Annotated in this window: 13 protein-coding genes; 3 read left to right on the forward strand and 10 right to left on the reverse strand. The window is 43.3% G+C overall.

Translation table 11 applies throughout. The features are described from left to right. Positions 1-78 precede the first annotated feature (78 nt). On the forward strand, positions 79-489 hold the full coding sequence (locus tag GJV22_RS19790) for a hypothetical protein (RefSeq protein WP_163717887.1): 411 nt from the start codon (positions 79-81) through the stop codon (positions 487-489). A gap of 490 nt (positions 490-979) precedes the next feature. Continuing rightward, on the forward strand, positions 980-2,053 hold the full coding sequence (gene dinB / locus GJV22_RS19795) for a DNA polymerase IV (protein WP_163717889.1): 1,074 nt from the start codon (positions 980-982) through the stop codon (positions 2,051-2,053). An 81-nt stretch (positions 2,054-2,134) separates the two neighbouring features. On the opposite strand, the gene modC is transcribed toward dinB, so the two are convergent. From modC to GJV22_RS19820, 5 genes are all read right to left on the reverse strand, one after another. Then, complete coding sequence (modC, locus tag GJV22_RS19800; RefSeq protein WP_163717891.1) at positions 2,135-3,214, reverse strand: molybdenum ABC transporter ATP-binding protein; 1,080 nt, start codon at positions 3,212-3,214, stop codon at positions 2,135-2,137. Further along, positions 3,211-3,903: a molybdate ABC transporter permease subunit gene (gene modB, locus GJV22_RS19805; RefSeq protein ID WP_163717894.1), complete on the reverse strand. Its 693-nt coding sequence runs from the start codon at positions 3,901-3,903 to the stop codon at positions 3,211-3,213. Before modB ends, modC begins: the two co-directional genes overlap by 4 nt. Before the next feature lie 164 nt (positions 3,904-4,067). Then, positions 4,068-4,862: a molybdate ABC transporter substrate-binding protein gene (gene modA / locus GJV22_RS19810; RefSeq protein ID WP_163717896.1), complete on the reverse strand. Its 795-nt coding sequence runs from the start codon at positions 4,860-4,862 to the stop codon at positions 4,068-4,070. Positions 4,863-4,903: 41 nt separating this feature from the next. Further along, entirely contained in the window at positions 4,904-6,088 is a 1,185-nt protein-coding gene (locus tag GJV22_RS19815) for a porin (RefSeq protein WP_163717897.1), read from the reverse strand. A 220-nt stretch (positions 6,089-6,308) separates the two neighbouring features. After that, positions 6,309-6,659, reverse strand: a complete 351-nt coding sequence (locus GJV22_RS19820) for a winged helix-turn-helix domain-containing protein (RefSeq protein WP_163717899.1) — start codon at positions 6,657-6,659, stop codon at positions 6,309-6,311. A 411-nt stretch (positions 6,660-7,070) separates the two neighbouring features. Between GJV22_RS19820 and GJV22_RS19825 the strand changes: the two genes are divergently transcribed. Continuing rightward, entirely contained in the window at positions 7,071-7,508 is a 438-nt protein-coding gene (locus GJV22_RS19825; protein WP_163717901.1) for an ArsC/Spx/MgsR family protein, read from the forward strand. Positions 7,509-8,309: 801 nt separating this feature from the next. Here GJV22_RS19825 and GJV22_RS19830 read toward each other — a convergent pair. From GJV22_RS19830 to GJV22_RS19850, 5 genes are all read right to left on the reverse strand, one after another. Beyond that, on the reverse strand, positions 8,310-9,617 hold the full coding sequence (locus tag GJV22_RS19830) for a citrate (Si)-synthase (RefSeq protein WP_163717903.1): 1,308 nt from the start codon (positions 9,615-9,617) through the stop codon (positions 8,310-8,312). A 32-nt stretch (positions 9,618-9,649) separates the two neighbouring features. Then, a complete protein-coding gene (gene icd, locus GJV22_RS19835; RefSeq protein ID WP_163717905.1) occupies positions 9,650-10,918 on the reverse strand; it encodes an NADP-dependent isocitrate dehydrogenase in 1,269 nt (422 codons plus the stop codon). 1 nt (position 10,919) lies between these two features. Then, positions 10,920-12,152, reverse strand: a complete 1,233-nt coding sequence (locus tag GJV22_RS19840) for an NADP-dependent isocitrate dehydrogenase (protein WP_163717907.1) — start codon at positions 12,150-12,152, stop codon at positions 10,920-10,922. 24 nt (positions 12,153-12,176) lie between these two features. Then, positions 12,177-14,444, reverse strand: coding sequence for an aconitate hydratase (locus tag GJV22_RS19845; protein ID WP_163717909.1), 2,268 nt, complete (start codon positions 14,442-14,444; stop codon positions 12,177-12,179). Between the two features lie 261 nt (positions 14,445-14,705). Next, entirely contained in the window at positions 14,706-15,704 is a 999-nt protein-coding gene (locus tag GJV22_RS19850; RefSeq protein WP_163717911.1) for a Gfo/Idh/MocA family protein, read from the reverse strand. Between the last annotated feature and the right edge of the window lie 129 nt (positions 15,705-15,833).

The following is a 15,833-nucleotide window of genomic DNA, read 5'->3' on the forward strand; positions in this document are numbered from 1 at the left end:
TGCGTTCTTCGCTATCCTCCGGGTTGTGAAACTTATATTTTTTGCTCATTTCAATTGTCGTTTATCAACGGGATAAAGATGTTATTGAAACAGCCACCGCAACAGTTGTCAGGCTTTTTTCGACCCGAAAACAGCCAAAAAAGGGGCTGTATTGAACAATATACCCCTTTTCACGATCGTGAAAATGATTTTATCCATCGTGAAGACGACTTTATCAACCATGAAAATGAATTTATTAATCATGAAAAAGAATTTATTAATCGTGATTTCCACACTATCAATCGTGAAAATGAAAATAGCAATAATGATGATCAAATTATCAATCGTGATACTGAAAATATGAATCATTATTGCTTCAATAACGGTTGTGAAAATGAAATTCACGATGATTATCCCCGCACTGTTAATCGTTATCGCGCTAATCACGATTGTATCTGTCACACTAATTATTGTATTTGCGGCTTAAACGATCGAAGCGTCGTGTTATGAACCGGAAAATCGCTGTAAATGGTTTGAAAATGGCAGAAGTCAGGGTACATCAAGGATGGAATCTTCGGGTTTGGATCGGGTACTGCAATAAGCTGACAGAAAGCTCATCGGACTGTGCGTTTCCGGACGATAATTTCTCGGTTTTCATTTGTTTTTTGATGTGAAATTTTTGTTTGGATACTCCGGTGCCGTTGTTTGACCGGTCACATGGAACGGGACAGCCAAAAAAAGGAGTAGGATGAAAAGCCTGGTGCCCATGACTGATTTTTGGTCTGCGTGTAATTTGGGGTGATTCAAATTAAGCTAAACAGAGAACATAAAAGTGAAATGACACGAGTACGTTTACGTTAGTCGGGCAATAATGGTTGACTTTTAGTCGATGTCCCTATTTTTAGTTACTGACCGGGTGACTCTTTGTCACCCGGTCAGTAACTAAAACGATTTCGCCTGTTACCGCCGGCAATTTGTTCCGAAATGCTAATTTTACGGCATGCAGCAAGAGCAACGCAAAATTATTCATATCGACATGGATGCCTTTTTTGCATCGGTGGAGCAGCGCGACAATCCTGCCTTAAGGGGAAAGCCCGTTGTGGTAGGAGGGGAACGTGAGCGGGGTGTCATTGCTGCAGCCAGTTACGAAGCCCGCAAATACGGCGTTCGTTCGGCCATGTCGTCGGCATTGGCCCGGCGAAAGTGTCCGAGCCTGATATTTGTGAAGCCAGGTTTCGAAAAATATAAGGCAGTTAGTCAGCAGATCCGGGAGATCTTTTTTGAGTATACCGATTTGGTGGAACCCCTTTCGCTGGATGAAGCTTTCCTGGATGTGACACACGCTAAAAAGGGGAAACCATCGGCTACCTTGATTGCACAGGAAATCAGGCAGCGGATTAAGGAGGTCACGCACTTGACGGCATCGGCCGGCGTGTCGTATTGTAAGTTTTTGGCGAAGGTCGCTTCGGATGTCAACAAACCGGATGGCATTTTTGTGATTACACCCGATAAGGCGGATGCATTTCTGGAACAATTGGAGGTGAAGAAGTTCTTTGGCATTGGGCGGGTGACGGCCGAGAAACTGAACAAACAGGGCATTTATACCGGGGCCGATCTGAAAAAGCTGGAGCAAGCCGATTTGATCCGGCAGTTTGGGAAGTCGGGTGCTTACTATTACAATATTGTTCGGGGGATTGACGATCGGCCGGTTGTTCCTTCACGCGAGAGGAAATCGCTGGGAGCCGAGAATACCTTCTCGACCGATTATACCGAGCCTGATGATTTGAAGGCGCAGTTGTTACGGGTTGAAGAAGAAGTCTGGCGTCGCCTGCAACGCTCGCAAACCTTTGGGCGCACGTTGACCCTGAAAATAAAATTTGCCGACTTTGAGCAGATCACCCGAAGCCGTACGCGCTTCGATCTTTACCGAACCCGCGAAAGCATTCACGAAGTGGGAGAAGAACTGTTGATGAATGAAGCTCCATTTGTTAAAGGAATTCGCTTGCTGGGACTTACCTTATCTAACTTTCCGCATGAGGAAAAAGGACCGGTCCAGTTAACGATTGATTTTTGAAAAAAGATTCTCTGACTTTCGGACTTTCAGGTATATATTAATCGGATATAGCCTGTAGCTTACTGAACACTGCAAACTTTTCTACCCGGCCACGTCAATAGCAACCGACTTAAACAGGCACCAAACAGGAAACCCGACTTCAATGTCCATCCGTTTGAGCGACTCGGCTGTGATTTCGACCAGGAGAGGAAACCCGACATCAACAATACAAATTCGGACATTTTCCCGTTCGATAATGTCACGAATCACGCCGTCGAGTTGGTTCTGGATGGTAACATTGGGCAGGCGATGTGCCGAAAGTGCAATATCGTCGCTGGGAATAAAGATCTTGATATTATCGTCTTTTTGGTAGTTCAGACGGCTTTTCTCCACCACTACTTTAATCCAGTTGTGACTTTCGCCGTAACTGAGCTGCGTGATACCGCTTTCCAGGTCCACCCGGCTCACCTTCATCGTAATGGCATTGATCAGGCTGTGGTTACTGAAACAATGCTGAAGCTCGGGTTTCTTCAATAACTCGTGGTAATCGTCGTGGCCGACAACACGCCCTTGTTGCATGAGACAAATGCGGTTTGTTAATTTCAGCAGGTCGGTAATATCGTGACTGACCACCAAAATCGGGATGTTGATCGTCTGATGGATTTTCAACAGGAAAGGCAAAATTTGTTGTCGCAGATTGGCATCCAGGGCAGAAAACGGTTCATCGAGTAGCAGCAACTGGGGCGAGGAGAGGAGTGCTCTACCCAAAGCCGTGCGTTGCCGTTCGCCGCCCGATATTTTGGTGGGTTTACTTTTCAGCAGGTGTCCGAGGTTTAGCAAGGAAACAATCTTGTTGAAGAAGCCATCCTGATCACCTGATTTCATGCCATAACGCAAGTTTTTTTCAACGGTCAAATGGGGGAAAAGACGTCCTTCCTGAAAAACGTAGCCAATTCGTCTTTTTTCAACGGGCGTATTGATCTTTTCATCGGTGCTGAAAACCTTTTTCCCATTGAGATTAATGGATCCTTTTTCGGGCCTTGCTAAACCACAGATGGCATTCATCAGGGACGTTTTACCTGATCCGCTGGGACCAAATATACCAGTGATCCCCATGCCAAACGTCTCATTGACGATCACATCAAAATTATCTCGCTTTAGTTTGATATCTACCTGGATCATGAACGTTTCATTTTGCGGATGTATAATTCGGAGAGGGCCATAGCAACAAACGAAATCAGCACTGAAATAACCACCAGCCGGAGGGTCTCGATTTCACGCCCCGGAACCTGCATGTAAGCGAAAACAGCCAGAGGCAACGTTTGGGTTTCGCCGGCAATGTTTCCTGCAAAGGTGATGGTCGCACCAAATTCGCCTAAAGAACGGGCAAAAGCCAAAATGGTCCCCGAAATGATTCCCGGCGCAGCCAGTGGCACGGTAATTTGAAAGAAGGTTTTCAGCCGGCCAACACCCAGAATGCGGGAAGCATCTTCCAAACCCGGATCAACCATTTCGATGGCTGTTCGGATGGAGCGAACAATCAGTGGAAACGAAACAACAACCGAGGCGATAATAGCCGCCTCAAAGGTAAATGCCAGTTTGATGCCAAATGTCGAATATAGCCACTGCCCAATAAAACCGCGGGTTCCCAGGACCAACAGTAGGATATAACCGGTGGTTACCGGCGGCATCACCAAGGGCAAATGGATGAGACTCTCAATGATCGCTTTTCCCGGAAATTGCTTTCGGGCCAGCCAATAGCCCAACAACAAGGCGATGGGCAATGAAATAAGTGAGGAGTAAATGGCAACACCAACCGATAGTTTGATGGCTTCCAATTCGGAACCGGTAAATTGAAATAAACTCGTCATTAGGTTGTTGTTTTTTTGTCAAGATAAGATTTATCAGGTGCTTTTGTCTGAATAAGCGCCAAAAATAGAAAACGTAAAATTAGTATTAAGCCAAACTTTCATTCGGGTTATACTAATCTTACGTTTAAAACATGTAAAACCCTGTTATGGAAAAGAAAAAAATCCTATTGATTGAATCCGTATTTCTTCCAAATTGGAGCGCTGGCTTCCGATTTTATATATTCGAAGAATGACCTGGAAGCATCGTTCTCTTTCAGCAGGCACGAGACATAAACAATCGGTTTGTGCGACTGAGGCGGGAAGGTACCAACGATTTTTACTTTGCTGGATTCTTCAGCGTCCGTTCGGTAAACAATGCCAAGTGGCGCTTCACCCAGTTCAACAACCATTAAGGCTGTACGAACGTCCTTGGCTGGCAAATAGAAATCGCTTAGTTTACTGTACCATCCAAAATATTCGAGCGACTGTTTGGCGTATTTCCCGGCAGGTACATGTGCCGGGTCGCCGATTGACAGGCGATCGCCTTTTAACAAGGGGATTAAGTCGAGCGTGCTGTCAATTTCCAGAGTCGCCTGTTCACTTTCCTTTGGAGCAACAAGAACCAGGTCGTTGAGGGCAATCTCGTTTTTGAAGGGATGAAGCACAAAGCCCAAACTGTCAACATAGTTGGCCCACTTTTTACTGGCCGAAATGTAGACGTCCGGCGTTCCACCTTGCTCGATTTGTCTGGCTAAGGTTCCGCTGGAAGCCATGTTTGTGATCACTTTGACGTTGCCGGCTACTTCGAACGAGTCGATGAGCTCGCTCAAAACATTGGTCAGGCTGGCCGCTGCAAACACGGTGATTTCAGCTTTGTCGGTTGAATCGGTTTTTTCCTTTCCTCCGGTACACGCCGTCATTGCGGCAATGGTAAGAATGAGGCAGTATGTGGTTATTCGGTTGAAATGTTTATTTCTCATATTCATACTATTTTGTTTTTTGAAAATTCAATTAAACTCGATTACAGACGAACTTGTAAGGCCATTCCTACGAAGTCACCTATATTTTCCGAAAGTGATCCACCTTGGTTCACATAGTGTAAAGATAGCTTTAGCTTGTCTTTGTTGAGGTACCAGTTTACACCAATATCGAAGGTTTTGTCATCACCAATGTGTTTAAAAAGTGTAGATTCTCCTTCTCCTTCGTAGTTGTCGTAGGTGACGGTTGGCTCAACGAATGTACCTCTTACCGGAATGTTGTAGCCGCAGCGTACAAACCATTCGGTTCCGTCATAGTCGGCCAGACCGGTTGCTTCGCGTTTCATTTTGTAATACTCTCCCTCTATTTTAAAACCTCCTTTGGTTGCTGAAATGTCCGCTCCATAGGCGTTTGATTTGTCGAAGGCAGTGCCGTTTCCATTGTCAACTTTTCCGATTGTTGCCCCACCCAAGCCGATCGTAACACCATTGCGGGCATTCCAGTGATTACCGGAATGTCTCACTTTATATTTCTTTTGCTCGGGATCACCAACGGTGAACATCACGCGGCCTGTGAATAGCGGGTTGGCATATTCGCTTCCGTGAAAAGCTGAAGGAGAAAAGGCTCCAACCTGATAGTTAATTCCAAAACCATCGAAGTTCTTCAGACCTCCTAGTCCGATACCTGTTTCAATGCCGTTCCCTTTGCCAGTCATGAAATTTCGCAGAAACCAATCGGAGCGGGTTTTGTCAAATGAGGATACTGACCAGGGACTTGCCATGTAGTCGAGCGAGATGGCTGCCCAATAGTAACCCGCATGCAAGTGTAATAAATCGTCTTTTGATAATTTGGCTGTGATAAAGGCTTTCCAAATATCCAACCCATTGTACGAGCCTTTAATCGCAGAGTAGGGATCTTCCCCAAGGCGATCCAGGTTGAATTCAATTTCATAGCTTAACCAGCTGTAGGGCGATCCTTTGGCGCCAAAGCGTAACCTGCGGAAGGAAGCACTCCCACGGTTGGTGTATTTTGCATCATCGTTTCCAGCATCCATCGTATAGGTAAGCCAACTTTCAACAGCGACGATTGGGGTGAATGCCTTTTCTTTTTGAAACTCGGTAAATGTAAATGTTTTACCTTTTTCTTGTTGCGATTTGACTACTGTCGGGGTGATTAATGACAGCAGCAACAAACCATATCCAACAAAACTTTTTACTGATCTTTTCATGGTGAATTTCTTTTTGTTTGTTTTTTCGATATAATTTCAGATGAATAACGATGGACAAATAAAAATCAGCTTTGCTACTATCGTCATAGCAGCTTGGCTCCAATTGATCAAGTTGGAAAACTCGTTTGAGCTTTGATTTAAGTTTTGTCCAGTCATTGTTCATCTATTTGAATAACGGTTTTAAAATAAAAAGCCAACAGTAAATTCTTTGTTGACTCCACTAAAACTTGCAAAGCCACAAGGAATCGTCAATGGTTTCCTTAAAGGCATTGTGTTTTTCAACTAAAGCATCAAACTCGCGGATAATTCGTTCTCCGTATCGGGTGACAACTGTACCACCGCCATTTGGTCCGCCTCGTTGTTTGACAATGACCGGTAGCGGCGAAAGTTCATTCATTGACTTAATGTAATGCCAGGCTTGCTGGTACGACATTTTCAGTTCTTTTGATGCAGAGTTAATCGATCCTTTTTCTTTTACAAGCTTTAATAATGCGATCCTTCTAGTATCCACAAAACACTCGTCTCCTTTGTGGATTTCGAGCGATCCGGTAACATTAAACGGTCGTGTCATGGTGTGGTCAGTTTATAAAAATGATGCCAAAAAAAATAGTCGGCTGAAATATAGTTATTTAGACGATAGGCTGAAAATACGTCCTACATTTTTGTAGGCTGCAAAGATTTGTATTTTACAAAAATGTACCACAATAGCGTGCTTCTCACGGTGATTTTGTGCGAATATTGGCTTGTCGGATTTAGGAAAAAATGAAAAATCTCAATATTGTTTCCGAAGAGAAGACTCTTTCATTCATTTTGCCCTTTTTATTTGATTGCTGGTTGAGGACTATCGGGTGAACGGCTAGTTGAGTCATAGCTTCCTACAAAAATGTAGGGTTTATGGTAATGCTGTTTTTTATGTTGCTGATAATTAGTTGTAAGCGAATTGTGGATGGGCTTTTGTTTACACCAATAAAAATGAAATTATATGGCAAAGATTATGTTTTTTGAGAAAACAGGATGTATTAATAACACCAAGCAAAAGAAGATTTTGACATTAGCAGGTCATGAAGTCGAGGCGATAAACTTGCTTCACCATCCATGGACTGAGACGGAATTGTTGTCTTTTTTCGGACTCTTAGAGATTAAAGATTGGTTTAATCAAAATGCACCAGCAGTGGCATCAGGCGAGTTGGACCCTGAGAGTTTCAATAAGGAAAGTGCTTTAGAAGCGTTGTTAGCTAATCCGATTTTGATTAAACGTCCTCTGATGATAGTAGGTGATGAACGGTTCGTTGGCTTCGATCCAACGAAATTGGATGCCTTGATCGGTATTAAAGAAGTCGAAAATGCAGAAGCTCAAAATTTATTAAGTCAAAACTTGAGTGTATGTGCCCAAAAGGATCGAGGGTATAAGTGTGATTGAGAAAAACCAACAGGCATAAAAACAAAATGGGAGTTACTCTTTACGAATAGCTCCCATTCACATCCGCAGCTAAGAGCTGCTTCCGCGCCAGGCTACTGTTATTACGGCTGGCATCAAGCTAAACCGGAGTTTTTGCTCTTTTGCCCTTGTCCATCTTATTTTACCTGTTACCGTAAAATCGTCCGGATGTTTGTTCGGCTACTTTTCAGTGCCTTCCCAAACGAAGTCCTCACAGCTAATTGAGTGTGGTGTCTTACGATACCATGCATTTCTCAGTGGCAGTCTACGAAATCTCTTTCTTCTGCAAACTTCAACGGAAGCTTAGCTTCCCTGAAATCCCCGATTTTGGTCAAAACTTAATTGAACGCTGTGCGATCATAGTTCCGATTAATTACTTCCCGAATTTCTTCGGTTTTAATTAAACTTCGGCTCTTTCAGACGGCAAGTTCAATGACTTGATTAATTTGGTTCCGGCTTAACTAAAAGCTTTTCCCGCATCCTCATCTGTCAAAGCGGCCTTTTATCGCTTACCTGATGCGTTCTTTTACGTAGAGCTTTCAGAAAAAGATGTTGTTTTCCCATAGATAAAAACGAACACGTTATTCACAACAAAATTTAACAAATGTTGATAACCTTCGTATTGTCTTATTATTAGATGATTAATTGCTTTTTTCCCTTCTTTGAAATCACTTTATTAACATGTTTTATTGCTGACTTTTTTTTGAAAAAAACAAACAGTAACGAAAAAAGGCCAACTATCAGAATAGTTGACCTTGATATGAGATTTAAAAAATTTGCTTGTTAAGCTTTTTCTGCCTGTTCTTTAAACCATTCTAACGGGTAGGAGGAAGGTCTTTCGATCGGCAGGCCGTATAAACGATCCATAATCAAAGAGGCCAATACACCCATCGCTCTCGAAACTCCGAACAATACCGTATAGAAAGAATATTCCTTAATACCATAGTGGTAAAGTAATGCGCCGGAATAGGCATCCACATTCGGCCATGGATTACTGATTTTACCGACTGATCCTAAAATTGGAGGAACAACTTCATAAAGGTTATTGACCAGATTGATCAATTTGTCATCTTTAATGTATTTGTCAGCAAATTCCTTCTGCGCCGTAAAGCGAGGGTCGGTAACCCGAAGCACAGCATGACCGTAGCCAGGAACAACCCGGCCGGACTGAAGGGTTCTTTGCACATATGCTTCCAATTGTTCTTTCGTCGGTTCGTCAGTATCTAGTTCTTCAATCATCTCAAAGATCCAGTTGATAACATCTTGATTGGCGTAACCATGTAATGGACCAGCCAGACCTAACATACCAGCTCCCAATGCGTAGTAAGGGTTGCTTAATGCTGATCCCACAAGATGTGTTGTGTGAGCAGATACGTTTCCTCCTTCATGATCAGCATGAATCACCATATAGAGGCGCATCAAGCGTTTAACTTCCTCTGTATCGTGCCCCATCATATGAGCGAGGTTGCCAGCCCAGTCTAATCTCGGGTCCGGATCAATATGTTTATCCTTGAAATAGGTTTTGCGATATATATAAGCTGCAATGCGCGGTAACCGGGCTATCAGGTTCATAACATCATCATACATGAAATCCCAATAGTATTTCTTGTGAATACCTGAGCGATAGGCTTTTTGAAAAACCGACTCAGTTGCCATTGCAATAATAGCTGAGCTGAACAAGGTCATCGGCCGCGCGTTTTTCGGAAATGCATCAATGACGTCGAAAACATGCTGAGGAACGTGCGAACGTGTAGCCCAGTCTTTCGAGATATTGACAACATCTTCGTCTTCAGGTATCTCTCCTAGAAGCATCAGGTAGAAAAGCCCCTCTGGGAGTGGTTCACCTTCCGGACTTAAACGAGGTAACTTCTTCCGCAGTTCTGGCAGGGAAAACCCACGGAAACGAATACCTTCGTTGGCATCTAATTTCGAAGTATCAGTTACTAAAGCAGGAATACCTTTCATGCCGGTTAAAACCTGACCAACGGTGACATTTGCCAATACTTTGTCGCCATGTTCTTTCTTAAGCTTTTGGTATTCTGTTATGCATTTGCTGGATTTTTCGTAAAACCTATTCTTGATGTATTCCATAACTTAATTAATTTAATTGATTAGATAGTTTTTTAATGTATGTTTCGGATAACTTCTTCGCTAAACTCTGTTGTTGAAAGTAGCGTCGCACCTTCCATCATCGCGTGCAGGTCTGAAGTGACACGACGTTTGGCAAAGGCGTGCTCCATGGCATCAAATACATGTTCGGCGGCTTCATCCCAGCCCAGGTATTCCAGCATCATTACGCCGGAAAGAATCAATGAGCTTGGATTTGCTTTTCCGCTTCCCGCAATATTGGGAGCCGTTCCATGCGTTGCTTCGAAGATGGCAAAACCACTATTGTAGTTGATGTTGGCTCCCGGCGAAATGCCGATTCCGCCAACCATGGCTGCTAGTTGATCTGAAACATAATCCCCGTTCAAATTCAGTGTTGCAATCACTGAATGATCAAAAGGATGCAGCAGACTTTCCTGTAAAAAGGCATCGGTAATCACATCTTTCACAATCACCTTTCCGGCATTCTGAGCCTGTTCCAATGCTTTTTTAGCGTCAAGCTGTCCTTTTTCCTTCTCTATTTGTTGATATTGTCGCCAGGTAAATACCTGGTCGGCAAATTCATTTTCTGCTAAATCGTATCCGTAATTTTTAAAAGCCCCTTCTGTGAACTTCATAATGTTTCCTTTATGAACCAAGGTTACAGAGGGAAGCTTCCGTTCGATGGCATATTCAATAGCTGCACGAATTAAACGTTCAGAACCATCTTTGGAGACCGGCTTTACACCGAATGAAGAGCTTTCCGGAAAGCGGATTTGGGTTTTAATACCCATTTCATTTTGCAGGAAAGCCAGAAATTTATTTGTTTTTTCTTCTCCTGCCATGAATTCAATTCCGGCGTAAATATCTTCCGTATTTTCGCGGAAGATATGCATATCCACCATCGAAGGGTAGCGGATAGGGGATGGAACCCCTTTAAACCAACGTACAGGTCGCAGGCAAACATACAAGTCAAGTGTTTGCCGCAAGGCTACGTTTAGTGACCGAATACCACCACCAACCGGCGTTTCCAATGGTCCTTTAATACCTACCAGGTATTTCTTGAAGGCCTCCATGGACTCATCGGGTAAATAAGATCCGGTTTGTTCAAACGCTTTTTTACCGGCTAAGACTTCTTTCCAGATTATCTTTCGTTTACCACCGTACGCTTTTTCAACGGCAGCATCAATTACCTTTTGACAAGGTACACTGATATCTTTTCCAATGCCATCGCCCTCAATAAAAGGGATAATCGGACAATCAGGTACAATGAGCTTTCCGTTCAATCGGGTAATAATTCCTTCCATATTAATTAGCCGAGAGTTTGGATTGTAAATTCATATCAATAGCGCCCAGGAAATCCTCAGTAGTCAGATAATGCTCTGTTTTGAGATCTTTTTCATGAATGATCAGCGCTAAATCTTTGGTCATTTTGCCACTTTCAACGGTTTCGATACAAACTTGTTCAAGTGTTTTTGCAAATTTGATCAGCTCCTCGTTGTTGTCTAATTTTCCACGGAAAGCTAAACCTCTGGTCCATGCAAAAATAGAAGCAATGGGGTTTGTCGAAGTTGGATTTCCCTGCTGATGCTGGCGGTAGTGACGGGTAACCGTTCCGTGAGCGGCTTCAGCTTCCATCGTTTTTCCGTCTGGTGTTATCAATGTTGAAGTCATCAACCCCAATGATCCGAAACCCTGAGCGACTGTATCAGATTGAACGTCGCCATCATAGTTTTTACATGCCCAAACGAATCCACCTTCCCATTTCATGGCAGCAGCTACCATATCATCAATCAAACGGTGTTCGTAAGTGATTCCGGCAGCTTTAAATTTCTCTTTGAATTCTGCATCGAAGACTTCCTGAAATAAGTCTTTAAAGCGGCCATCATATTTTTTCAGGATAGTGTTCTTTGTTGACATGTAAAGCGGCCACCCTTTGTCGAGGGCTTGGTTCATACATGCCCGGGCAAACCCTTTAATTGATTTGTCGGTGTTGTACATGGCCATGGCTACACCGTCACCTTCAAAATCATAGACATCAAATGATTGAGCTTCGCTACCATCTTCCGGTGTAAAGGTGATAGTCAGTTTACCTTTTCCTTTTGTTGTAAAATCGGTTGCACGGTATTGGTCCCCAAAAGCATGACGACCGATACAGATCGGTTTTTTCCATCCGGGAACCAGCCTTGGTATATTACTTATAATGATGGGTTCGCGAAAAACAGTACCATCCAGAATATTACGAATCGTACCGTTTGGCGATTTCCACATTTTTTTCAATCCAAATTCGTCAACGCGAGCTTCGTCAGGTGTAATTGTTGCGCATTTTACACCAACACCATATTTTTTGATGGCATTGGCCGCGTCGACAGTTATCTGATCGTCAGTTTCATCGCGTTTTTCCATCCCTAAATCATAATATTTAATGTCAATATCAAGATAAGGGAAGATCAGTTTTTCTTTAATGAATGACCAAATAACCCGGGTCATTTCATCTCCGTCCAGTTCAACAACTGGATTGGTAACTTTAATTTTGTTCATTTTTCGGGTGCGTTTATTCGTTAGTTAATTGGTTTTATTTTCTTGAGCAATAAGGTTTAAAGCAGATCCGGCTTTGAACCACTCAATTTGTTGAGCATTGTAAGTGTGATTCACGATGATGCTGTCTTTTGAACCATCGCCATGAACGATTTCAATCGTCAACGGTTTGCCAGGTGCAAAATCAATCAGATCAACGAAATTGAACACGTCATCTTCCTGAATCGTATCATAGTCTGCTTCATTGGCAAAAGTCAATGCCAACATTCCTTGTTTTTTCAGGTTGGTTTCGTGAATACGGGCGAACGATTTTACGATTACCGCTCTTACGCCTAAGTGGCGTGGTTCCATGGCAGCGTGCTCACGGGATGATCCCTCTCCATAGTTGTGGTCACCAACAACGACCGCAGGAACTCCGGCAGCTTTATATGCCCGCGCAACTTTTGGTACTTCGTCGAATTCTCCGCTCAGTTGATTTTTCACCTTGTTGGTAGCGCCTCCAAAGGCATTGACTGCACCAATTAACATGTTATTGGAAATATTGTCGAGGTGACCACGGAAACGCAGCCACGGTCCGGCCATTGAAATATGGTCGGTTGTACATTTACCTTCAGCCTTGATCAATAGTTTTGCTCCGGTAATGTTTTTACGATCCCATGCTGGGAATGCATATAGCAACTGCAAACGTTTTGAGTCGTCGGCAACAGCAATTGTAACCGATGAACCATCAGCTGCAGGAGCTTGATATCCGGCATCTTCAACGGCAAAACCGTTGGCAGGTAATTCCTCTCCGGTAGGTGGAGCTAATTTCACTTGCTCGCCGTTTTCATTTTTCAATGTGTCCGTCAGTGGATTGAAAGTCAAATCGCCGGCAATTGCCAGCGCAGTAACCAACTCAGGTGATCCAACAAACGCGTAGGTGTTTGGGTTACCATCGGCACGTTTTGAAAAGTTCCGGTTGAAGGAGTGGACGATCGTATTTTTTTCACCTTTGTCTGCTCCATCACGGTTCCATTGACCAATACAAGGTCCGCAAGCATTGGCAAATACACTCGCTCCAATTTTGTCAAAAATTGAAATGAATCCATCGCGTTCGATCGTGTAACGAACTTGTTCTGATCCAGGAGTGATGGTGAATTTTGATTTTGTTTTTAGGCTTTTATCTACAGCTTGTTGTGCCAGTGAGGCAGCGCGTGAAATATCTTCGTACGAAGAGTTGGTACATGAACCAATCAAGCCAACCTCAATTTTTGTTGGCCAACCGTTTGCTTTGGCTTCTTCAGCCATTTTAGAAATAGGGGTAGCGCGGTCGGGGGTGAATGGTCCATTTAGGTGTGGTTCCAACTCATCCAGATTGATTTCAATTAATTGATCGAAATATTTCTCAGGAGAAGCATAAACTTCCGCATCTGCAGTTAAGTGTTCTTTGATTCCGTTTGCCAAATCAGCAACATCACCACGTTCAGTAGCACGTAAGTAGCGCTCCATTGATTCGTCGTAACCGAAAGTTGAAGTTGTAGCGCCAATTTCAGCACCCATATTACAAATGGTACCTTTACCAGTTGCTGATAATGATATGGCACCTTCGCCGAAATATTCAACAATACATCCGGTTCCACCTTTTACGGTAAGGAGGCCGGCTACTTTTAATATAATATCTTTCGCTGAAGTCCAACCGCTGAGTTTTCCGGTCAGTTTAACTCCGATCAGTTTTGGGAATTTCAATTCCCAAGCCATCCCGGCCATCACATCAACAGCGTCGGCACCACCAACACCAATGGCAATCATCCCCAATCCACCGGCATTCACCGTGTGCGAGTCAGTACCAATCATCATTCCTCCGGGGAACGCATAATTTTCAAGAACCACCTGGTGGATGATCCCGGCACCTGGTTTCCAAAAACCAATTCCATATTTATTTGATACAGATTCCAAAAAGTCGAAGACTTCTTTGTTGTTCTCCAATGCAAATTTCAAGTCCGTTCTTCCGCCAACGCTGGCTTGAATCAAGTGGTCACAATGAACAGTAGACGGAACTGCGGTTTGAGCTTTTCCTGCGTTCATGAATTGTAACAAAGCCATTTGTGCTGTTGCGTCCTGCATGGCAACGCGGTCTGGTGCAAAGTCCACATAGTCAGCACCGCGTTTGAAGTTTTCTACTTTTTCCGGCTCATATAGGTGAGCATACAAAATTTTCTCGGCTAAAGTGAGCGGCTTTTTCAATACTTCTCTGGCCATTTCTATACGGGGGCCAAAGTTCCCGTAGGTTTTTTTGATTAAATCAAGATCAAACATATGAATGGTTTTAAAATCTATTAATTGTGGTGATCGAAATCACCCTTCTAAACAAAATCGGGCGTTAAAGGTTGCTTCCGAAGGCATTAATATATTAAAAAAAAGATGATTTTTTTCACCTTTATCTTCTTGAACACAGTTTATTTTTTCGCTACTTGTCCAAAGATGAAAGGATGAAGAGAAATGCAGTGCAATTTTTAATATGGTCAAAAGTTTATAATTCAAATGAATAGATGATTCTTTGACTATTTACCTTAATATTTACCCCAGTTTAATCCAGCATTGTTCGTCCGTACTTTTTCGGATTGCGTCAATCACTGCCATGTTTTTAATGGCGTCGGAAAGGGGAGTGGGAACATCTTTATTCGTCAAGATAGCACTGGCAAAAGCGTCGGCTTGCAGTGTGTATTGATCAACGGCGTCAAAGAGAATGTCTTCAGTTTTTGATTTGGTGATCAGGGTTATTTTGCTTTGCTCTGTTGGTGGTGCATTGACCGGAATTTCAACTACGATCTGTCCTTCATCGCCCAAAATGTGTACCCTTTGAAAAGAAGTCAGTTGAGTTGAACAGGTAAAAGTGGCTGTCTTTCCCTCCGGAAATAGTAATATTCCGGAGCTCATTCGGTCGGTTCCCATTTGGGGGTCTTTGTCCATCATTCCGATCACAGTGTGAGGTTCTTCGGCAAAAATAAAGCGAGGGAATGAAATACAATAACAGCCAATATCCATTAAAGCACCGCCGCCAACTTCCGGTTTGTTGCGAATATTCCCGGGATCGACGTTGTAATAGGAGAAGAAAGCTTGCATGGTTTTAACTTTGCCGATTGCTCCTGTCGAAATCAGTTCTGCGGTTTTTTTCCACTGCGGGTGAAAGCGATACATGAACGCTTCCATAACTTTCAGCTTCGGGAAGCTGGCTGCTTTGTCTGTCAGTTTTTTTGCTTCAGCTTCATCAAGTCCGATTGGTTTTTCGCACAGAACATGTTTACCCGCTTGCAGCGCTTTCAACGTCCATTCGACATGCATGTGGTTTGGGAGCGGATTATAGATGGCATCAATTTCCGGATCGGCCAACAGTTCGTCGTAAGTGGCATAGGCCTTTTCAATTCCCAATTGGTTCGCAATAGTTCGGGCCTGATCAGCATTGCGGGAACAAATGGCAGTTACCTTCCCAAATTGACTTTTTTGCATGGCGGGAATTACTTTTTGGACGCCAATCTTGGCCGTACTTAGCACTCCCCAGCGAATAAATTCTGACATGATTATTGATTTTGAATTTTTGTAACTTGCTTCATCCGGGTTCAGTTTTCCGGATAAAGTTGACAGCTACTTTTTATAAAGATAAAAAAAAGTGGCTACCGTTTAGGCAGCCACTGGTAAGTATTTCTT

This window comes from Mangrovibacterium lignilyticum, from assembly GCF_010882175.1.
In the GTDB taxonomy this organism is placed as follows: Bacteria; Bacteroidota; Bacteroidia; order Bacteroidales; family Prolixibacteraceae; genus Mangrovibacterium; species Mangrovibacterium lignilyticum.

What these genes read in the sequence shown, in the direction of transcription:
- GJV22_RS19790 (WP_163717887.1), top strand. Translation starts at nt 79, where the DNA reads ATGTTATTGAAACAGCCACCGCAACAGTTGTCAGGCTTTTTTCGACCC.
- dinB (WP_163717889.1), top strand. Translation starts at nt 980, where the DNA reads ATGCAGCAAGAGCAACGCAAAATTATTCATATCGACATGGATGCCTTT.
- modC (WP_163717891.1), bottom strand. Translation starts at nt 3,214, where the DNA reads ATGATCCAGGTAGATATCAAACTAAAGCGAGATAATTTTGATGTGATC.
- modB (WP_163717894.1), bottom strand. Translation starts at nt 3,903, where the DNA reads ATGACGAGTTTATTTCAATTTACCGGTTCCGAATTGGAAGCCATCAAA.
- modA (WP_163717896.1), bottom strand. Translation starts at nt 4,862, where the DNA reads ATGAGAAATAAACATTTCAACCGAATAACCACATACTGCCTCATTCTT.
- GJV22_RS19815 (WP_163717897.1), bottom strand. Translation starts at nt 6,088, where the DNA reads ATGAAAAGATCAGTAAAAAGTTTTGTTGGATATGGTTTGTTGCTGCTG.
- GJV22_RS19820 (WP_163717899.1), bottom strand. Translation starts at nt 6,659, where the DNA reads ATGACACGACCGTTTAATGTTACCGGATCGCTCGAAATCCACAAAGGA.
- GJV22_RS19825 (WP_163717901.1), top strand. Translation starts at nt 7,071, where the DNA reads ATGGCAAAGATTATGTTTTTTGAGAAAACAGGATGTATTAATAACACC.
- GJV22_RS19830 (WP_163717903.1), bottom strand. Translation starts at nt 9,617, where the DNA reads ATGGAATACATCAAGAATAGGTTTTACGAAAAATCCAGCAAATGCATA.
- icd (WP_163717905.1), bottom strand. Translation starts at nt 10,918, where the DNA reads ATGGAAGGAATTATTACCCGATTGAACGGAAAGCTCATTGTACCTGAT.
- GJV22_RS19840 (WP_163717907.1), bottom strand. Translation starts at nt 12,152, where the DNA reads ATGAACAAAATTAAAGTTACCAATCCAGTTGTTGAACTGGACGGAGAT.
- GJV22_RS19845 (WP_163717909.1), bottom strand. Translation starts at nt 14,444, where the DNA reads ATGTTTGATCTTGATTTAATCAAAAAAACCTACGGGAACTTTGGCCCC.
- GJV22_RS19850 (WP_163717911.1), bottom strand. Translation starts at nt 15,704, where the DNA reads ATGTCAGAATTTATTCGCTGGGGAGTGCTAAGTACGGCCAAGATTGGC.